General features: G+C 36.9%; 5 protein-coding genes. All 5 read right to left on the reverse strand.

What is annotated here, in order from left to right; all coding sequences use genetic code 11:
- Window positions 1-502: hypothetical protein (locus FOF46_RS30380; protein WP_143919173.1), on the reverse strand; the 502-nt coding region annotated here is incomplete at its 3' end.
- A gap of 623 nt (window positions 503-1,125) precedes the next feature.
- Complete coding sequence (locus tag FOF46_RS30385; RefSeq protein WP_167572019.1) at window positions 1,126-1,491, reverse strand: ribonuclease E inhibitor RraB; 366 nt, start codon at window positions 1,489-1,491, stop codon at window positions 1,126-1,128.
- 11 nt (window positions 1,492-1,502) lie between these two features.
- On the reverse strand, window positions 1,503-4,502 hold the full coding sequence (locus FOF46_RS30390) for an RHS repeat-associated core domain-containing protein (protein WP_143919175.1): 3,000 nt from the start codon (window positions 4,500-4,502) through the stop codon (window positions 1,503-1,505).
- A complete protein-coding gene (locus FOF46_RS32880) occupies window positions 4,445-5,071 on the reverse strand; it encodes a DUF6443 domain-containing protein (protein WP_478209729.1) in 627 nt (208 codons plus the stop codon). The genes FOF46_RS30390 and FOF46_RS32880 overlap by 58 nt, the downstream gene beginning before the upstream one ends.
- On the reverse strand, window positions 5,037-8,599 hold a 3,563-nt coding region (locus FOF46_RS30400; protein ID WP_143919177.1), incomplete at its 5' end, for a PKD domain-containing protein. The genes FOF46_RS32880 and FOF46_RS30400, both read right to left, overlap by 35 nt.

An 8,599-nucleotide genomic window follows, 5' to 3' on the forward strand; every position in this document is an offset into this window, starting at 1 on the left:
CCCTTTTTTCTTCACTGATACTTTCATCAAAATAGAGTTGATGCAAATATTCTGTGAAATCGTTATACGTAGGTCGCAGCAATATAAAATAGTAATAATAACAAAGTGCTGTATTGGATAAAGTAGTATAGCTTCTATTGATAAAGATATCTACTATATAACGCTCTTCAGTTTCCCTGATGTGTACCTCCTGGATATTACTTTGTTGTATGGATATTTGATCCAAAAGGAATGCCAATAGATTTGGATTGATTTCTGTTAGCGAAGTGTTTTTAAACCCTTCTTTAAGCGAACTTTCATAGGTATAGAAAGGGGTCTCTGAATTTTTAAGAACGGTAAAAGAACCTTCGAATCCTTTTTTGACCACCATGGAGAAATGGGTAAATACATAGGGATAATAGCGTTTTAAAAAAGTTAGATATTTTCCCCTGGGTAAAAAACCTGACAAAAGCAATGGCATATCCTCACGGAAAATACCATAGAATACACCGAAGTGCTCCATATTGGTTAAGTTATTTAGTTACTATTTTCTGTTTCCCGATAAGCCGGCTAAATTGCCTGGGGTAGGACTACTACTTATCATTATAAAGAACGCACAAAAATTAAACCAATTTTATGGAATTTGTTAAATTTTTATACTTTCCTTACTTTATTAAGACATAAAGGCAAAGAAAGTGTTGCACAATTAAAAAATGAGCAAAGTAAAAAAACTGTTAGAATTATTCTTAACCACCAAAAGTGATGAAGAACCAATATGATCCAGAATAGTAAAACCTATAGTTTATAAAAAGGCATTTTTGAACATAATCCAGTTATTTTTTATGTGTAGAGGGCAGTGCCCGACAGAACGATAGTCAAAATATTGTTACTTTTTTCGCCATTTGGAGAGGTCAGTTTAATCTAGTGTATCCACCTTTTATATTTATTTATATGAGACGAATAACTAATCTATATCTCCGCAATAGTGTTTTGTTTCATAGATTTTGTTTATTTCATTTTTGGATATAAAAAATCCACAACATTGCTGCTGTGGATTTCTTATCATTTATTTCTTATGCATACCTGCTAAGCTTTAACGGCACTCGAAAGGATTCGAGCGCTAGCTAGGGGCGGGTACTACCTAAATTATTTAATAACATTTTCTGATGTTATGATATTTCCCGCATCAAATCCATCATAACAATCAAGATTGTTATTTTTAGCAAAAAGATAAAAATCTTTATTCCTTTGATCTAAGCTATTCACATCATGATACTCTATTCTTTCAACATGTAAATAATATTCTTCAGAATCATTAGGGTTTTCTTTTTCGGCTTCAAATATGTCTACATATTGATACCCTAGCTTAGATAATTTTTCTGCAGCTATTTTAAGTTTTGATTTATTCTTATCTAAGAAAAAATACCCCCATAGAAGTTTACTACTTGTATCGAATTCTCCTCCTTTATCCAAATTTTCAAAAAAATCTTCTATTATTTCTTTTGTTATCATCATATCTATTTTTAACCGTCAGAACCTGTTGGTTTTGGTCTTTTTTGACCCGCTGGTGTTGTGCCTGTCTTTTGATAATACGAGTTTACTTCACTCTGTTCCCAGTTCAAAATATTTTGTCTTCCTTGAACATTTTTCACCTTTACTTCGGCTTTATAAGTATCGCCTCCCTGCTTATTTAACTTGTTGACTTGGCTATTAGCTCTTCTAGAGGTTCCATTTTTATTCAATGCCCCTCCACTAACACCTACTTTATGTCTCACTCCTTTTGTAGTATTTGTTATTTCATACCCATGTTGTGCCGCTTTACTAGCTTTTGAGTTACCATTTACTTTAATTTCTGGAGTAGGTACTTTAGTAGAAGACACTTTTGAAGAGCTACTTTTCGAGTTTTTAGGCAAACCAACTTTTGAGATCCCCCTAATAGTAACTTGAGCTGTAGCTTCTACTTTGACAATATCTATACCAGTCTCAACATTTTGCGCATCAATTTCTCCAAAAGAATCCTGTCCACCAGAACCTATAAAATTAAATGCTGACAATGCAAGAAAAGCTACTTTTGCAAATCCTCTTTCAAAAAAATTAGCTCCTAATTCATTCTGGTCTATCAAAGAAAAAGCCACATCTAAATCACTTGGAGGCGCTACTCCTCCATCACTTATATCAGTTCCATTATTAGTTTTCTGACCTTCTAATCCCTCTACTTCAATTTTCCATACAGGATTGTTAGAAGCAAACTGATAGTTAGTTTGATAATAATAATCTTCTGCAATTGGATCACTTCCAAAGAACCTTGCTATTGCAGGATCAGCATTTCTCCATTTATAAGAATGCCAGTTCAATCCTAATTCATCATTAAACTCTTGATTTAAATAAGTATGATGATTATTTTTTCTACCTCTAACAGAATTATTGTACCCTTTGTGTTGTAAGCCAAATGGATAATAATTATTCTCCTCTATTATCTCATCTTGAGCAATTGAACCATCCTTGTTTTTATCTGAATACGAGACTCTTACATTATTAAGGTGATCTTTAAATTGATACACATACTTATACCCATCTGCTTCTTTTTCTACAATCCCTTCTGGGTGATTAAAGAACTCAAGATTACCATTCTTATAGATATAATTCCCAATGTACTCCGTTTCTATTAAAGAACTTCCACTTGGAGCAATTTTCTTTATTTTTGCTCCAGTAGCGTCGTAAATATAAGTAATATTTCCTGTTCCTTCGCTATTACTTATAGAAACAGTTTTGGGTAAGTTGAGATGGTTATAGGTAATCCCAGTAATCCCTTTGTTTTGATCAGTAACCATGTTTCCATTAGCATCATAGGTAAAATCATCATTGGTATTGGTACCGTCTTTAAAACCAAAGGTGGTATTTCCTGTATCTGTAACTTTTAGAAGTTTATTACCTGCATCATAGGTATATCCTAGATTATCCATCACTCCAAAAGTAGTAGCTGCTTCATTAAGATGTCCTGTCCGGTTTAATGATAGGATATTCCCCATTTTGTCATAGGTGATACCGCTTAGATCATAATTACCACTGCCACTTGCAGCTTCAGTAATTCTATTTAAGGCATCATAAGCATACGTATACGCCTTTATGCTATTATCCTGATTAGCTGTGCGCCAATAGGTTTGACTGATATTTCCATTATACAGAGCTTTATCCTGGTATGCGGCAGCTACATCATTGTAATAAATTCTAAAAGAAAACAGGTCATCATCCATGGTGTTTACATCATTAATTCCTGTAAGCCATCCGCGTATGTTGTAGGTGTAGTTTACTTGTTGTAGTGGGGTTGCTTCACTGGTGTTCGCAACGCCTCCCACATTCTTTTTAATCAATTGTCCTAGCTTGTCGTATTCGTTACTCACAATCTGCTCTGTATCCTGGGTATTGATCTGTTGGGTTTGAGTAAGGAGTCTCCCCATATGATCATAGGTAAACAGATCGGTAGTACAAGTGAGTACTCCGTTTCTGATATGCTTAGTAAAGGTTTTTAAAGGTTTCCCGGTAAAGTCCAATTTGGTCAGCACCCAATCATCAGTGCCCAGGTATTGGTTATTTACATTAGTTTCCCATAGCCTTCCTTTTTCATCATAGTAGGATACGGTATTGATCCATTGATTGGTATCTAATACACGTACACTCGATGCTGTTGGTAATCCTTTGGGGTACACAATCATATTCATTCCCTCCCAAGGTCCACTGCTGTTAGAGGGATGAAACCCTACAACACTTCCAACATCATAATCATCATAATAACTGATGGTAAGTAACTCCAGATTGGTATTTGGGAATGCCGTATTGCTATAATAAATCGCTGTGCCATCCAGCGTTGCTGCAGCTCCTCTTTCTTCCCAAAGAGTAGTACTCGTGTTTACTGTGGTTTGTATAGCTCCTCGATCACGACTATCGGTGTATTTTCCGGTATAGGCTACTCTACCCAAAGCATCATACTTGGTAAAGAGCCAGAGGTTGTCTTGTTTCAGTAATGCATCCTGGGTAAGTACCGGTTGATCAAGTTTGTTGTAGATGATATACTCCCATCCTTTCCCCGGGATTTTCTTTTCGATGAGCCTATTTCTATAATCGTATGTGTATTGATAACACACTTCGACAAGCTCAGTGTTCGATACTCCGTCTGTAGTATTGACTTTTGGTGGAATCACATAGGTAAGATTGCCATAACTATCATAGACATAATAGGTATCATGTGCTTCTGATGTTGCTGAGGGTGTCGAAGCATAGGTTCTCTTTAACACTACACGTCCTTGTTTGTCTTTATACTCTTTGGTCGTATGTAAATCTCCATCTGCGGGTGTCCAGTTCTCATCCTTGGTAATGGTCACATACAATTGATTGGGAGTATAGTGATTGTTTTGTGCCAGTTCTGGCTTTTGGGTATCACCCCCTGTAAAGCTTACAGTAAAATTCACTACTTCATTACTTGCATTGGTACCCCAATCAAATTTGATCGNGGATCGGCTTTCCATGCTTTACCTGGAGCACCTTGTTCTGTAACTCTATTTAGAGGAGAAGCTTCAAATACACTCTCACTATAGGCATTAACATCTCCCAGATTGGTCGTAATCCCAGGAAAGTCGTCTGAATATGTATTTTTATAATACGCATTGATATCGGTATTGACATCTACGGTTTTATAACTTCCAACAGTATTGTTCGCCTCAAAAGGAAGATATTGTTTGGCTTGTCTACCATAGGCATCATATTGCATATGGGTGACAATATCTTTACCTGTTGGAGAGGCTTTAATCGCTCTTTGCTGTATGGGTCTCCCCAGGCCATCATAGTAGGTGACACTCTCGATGGTATTATCTACATCATTGGCATTGGCACAACTCACATTTTCCATATCAGCTATCGTTATTGCTGTTTGAGGAAGCGTGGTATGTACATAATTCTTATCAGACAACACTACCTGGGCCTGAATCTGCAACCCCATAAGTAGCATCACTATGCTATATATAATTTTATTATTTATCATCTTAAATATTTTGTTTATGGGATTAATGTTGGGGTCCACAATTTGGGCAATCTTCATCAGAAATACTGGATATAACCACCATAAGCCTATTGACTTGCTGACCGGTTAAATTATCTTTAACCGTAGCAACAATATTATACTCATGAGTCCCTGTTGCAAAATTGGAAAAATAGAATTGTGCCCCAGTACCTGAGCCAGCCGTTTGTGATGGACTAACACTTTTAAAGGCTCTCCATGTAATTTGACGTGACCCTGAACCGCCAGAAATACCCGTTACATTAAATCTTACACTTGCACTTGAGCCAAAGACTGAGGTAGCAGATTGACTTGTGCTGACCACCATTTTATAATATACTTTCAAGATAGGGGTATTAGCTCCCCATTTAGCATTTGCATTCTGCATGGTTAAGTCCACTACTTTAAACTTGATGGTATAGGTTCCTGCATTAGGAAAATGATAGGAGTATGATGTTCCCGTAGCACTTTGCTTTACATTGTTCACATACCATTCGTACCTTCGAGAACCTGAACCACCTCCTATATTAGAGGCTGTAAATGTGGTCGTTGTTCCCTGCTCTATATGTGCTTTTGAAGCACTTACTGATGGGGTAGTTAATGAATGATACGCATATAATTTTCGAGTAGCACTGTTTACCGATTTTCCACTCTCGGTATCAATCACTTTAAAATAGATATTATAAGTTCCTACTGTATTAGGTTGGTATCTATAGATAGTTGCCGTACTCGCTTGTTTTATGTTATTAAGATACCATTCATAACGAAGGTTCCCAGTACCTCCTCCAATACTCGAAACACTAAAACTGACATCGGTTCCTTTTACAACATGTGTGTAATTTGCACTTACCACCGGAATAGTTAATTCGGGATATTGTACTACTACATTCATGGTATGGCTTACCCTATGTTTGGTTTCCGTATTGTAAACCAATACTTTTACTGTGTAAGTGCCTTCACTGGTAAAGGTTTTGGTAAAACTTATTCCACTACCACATTGTTCTTGCACACCATTCACGCTCCATGTATATAGGTTAGCGCTACCACTACCAGAAGTATTGGCAGTAAAGGTAGCGGGCTCATTAGGAACCTTAGGCCCAGCACCGGGAGTATCAATAATCACCCCTCCCAAAGCATCAGACTGCTGACCTTGATAGTTATAGCGTACTTGCTGTACCACGTGCTGATCCTGATCCAAGGCATATTGCATTCGGTTCATATCATCATATCTATAGTAGGCTGTTTGTCCTTGTGGATTGGTCATACTGGTTACCCCGATTAATGGATCATAGGTATATCCGCTCACTTGTGCCTTGGTAAAATAAGGATGCGCTCTTAGGTTGTTAAACAGGGTACGCATGGTGGTTTCTTCTGTAGCCGTATCCTCATTGTCTGAGGTACTTTTTAACTGATTGATCAGCGTTGTTACTGCTGCAGGGATCCCGGTATAACTTGCATTATCAATTTTTACAATGGGTTGTGTATTGTTATACCCCCATACATACATGATATGACGTCCATCGACCTGAGAAACTTCTAAAGGATTCCCCTGGGTATCATACTTATGATAGGTAAGTCGAGGCTCTGGGTTATCATCTCCTTTGGCTACCTTAGTGATCCCGGGAAGGATAATTCCATTCCCCCAATCTTTAAATTCTGTAACTTGAGTACCCAGAATAGTCGTGTTCTCTTTATGCTGTGTTTCTACAGGGGTTGTAATCCTGTTTTGAGCCACCAAAAGATTATTTACCGTACTAGCTTTATCATAAGGATAGGTATAGGTAGTAGTCAAGGTTTTATTATGACTATCTGTTGTAGTCTGAGTTTTGATCTGACCATAGGGGTTATCATAGGTGTATGTGCTATTCTGAATAATCGTTTTGTTATCATGTATTTCTTCCTGTTTTGAAGAAAACATAGGATATAATTCAGAACGATTGACATAAGTCACATATTCAGAATTATTAATCCCAGAAGTCATCGTTTGTAGATTTCCTATAGCATCAAAAACATACCTTACTTTGCCTGCTTTTAGATTATATGAATTCAGATGACTTGAAGCTCCAGTATGACGCTCTAACGGACCATATACATTTGTAGTTTTTCCATTTACAGTGTAGGAGCTTCCTTCTTTAGTATAGGATTGTTGTTGTAATGTTAGACCTTTTCTCCAGTTCTTTTTCTCTGTTGGAGGAAAAGGAAAACGCTCTGTAAGATCTGTTTGTCCAGAAAAATACGATCGGGTTTTAAGCACTTCACCAGCATCTCCAACTAATTGTTCTTCTACGGTGGTGTATAATACCGGACTACCAATATATGTACTTAACGGGATATTACTGGAGGAAGTTCTCTTGGTCAAGTAGCAATTCATTTCTGCTCTTCCGGGAGGAGTACGATCAGGGAGATAATAATAATGTTCTTTGCTCATAAATATCGGCTTAGAAAGGTTGATTCCAGAAGAAGTAATCGCATCTTCTTTCATATATGAATAGCGTTTGGTAGTATGCTCACCTTGTGCATCATAAGAATTTATTTCTTTGATTCGTATCCCTCCAAAAGGGATATTGGTAACTTCTGGTTCTGATGCAGGAGTACCAGAATAGTATTTTAGACTCACACTTGCTACTACCCTTGGGGTTCTTTTTGGATTTGAAGGAGCGGCAATTCTTTCTAATGTAAGCACTAATTCATAATCTCCAGGCTCCAGATTGTATAATGTTTGATCCTGTTGTTTAGTAACAGGGTCCAATTCTGGGGAGGCAGCTTCAAATTTATAGTTACATCTCCCTGCTCCCGGACAATTCTTAATCGTGCCTCCTATTTTTTTGAGCTCTACCAGTGAGAGAGAATACCCCATAGAAGAATGTAGATAGTATCCAAAACTAACCTTAATACTGCCATCAGGAAGTGCTTTTGGTGTAAAAGGAATCCTAATCGTTTTATTAATATTATCGTTTATGGGATAAGTATCCGAAGTGATCGTTTCATTAATAACCGCATCAAGACGGTCTTCACCACCAATTTCTCCAGTATCTAGCTGTCCATACACCTTATTTTGTTCATAGATAAATTCTGAATATCCTTGAGTAGGGTAATATATCTTTTTTAAGGCTCCTTGTTGAGTACTTGCAAAATCAGGGCTTCGATTTGAATTTTCTGAAATTAAACTCCCGGTAGTATTTGTATTACCACTATAATATCCCCAATAGTCTTGTTTATAATAGGCTATATCAGTAGGAGGATTTCCATAATACTCGAATCGGTAGTACTCTTGTTGAGGGGTATTTGTTTTTCCCCTGTTTATAGTGGTCAATAGTTTTCTTGTAGCAGTTTTATCCGTATACGTTAATGCATATGTCATCACCTCTTGATTTATCGCATTTTGTATGGTTATTGCATCTAATGATGTTGGATTTTTATTGACATTCACTGTTGTATATGTAGAATAATCAAAAGTTACCGTTTCAGATGGAGTAATGATCTTATGTAATAAAAGCCCAAAGGTTTCATTATCTGAGGAAGAATGAGAAACATTATTTAGGTTTCGCTCATTGATACAACGCTGATATT

Origin of the sequence: Aquimarina algiphila (genome assembly GCF_007489275.1) — a bacterium.
Classification (GTDB): Bacteria; Bacteroidota; Bacteroidia; order Flavobacteriales; family Flavobacteriaceae; genus Aquimarina; species Aquimarina algiphila.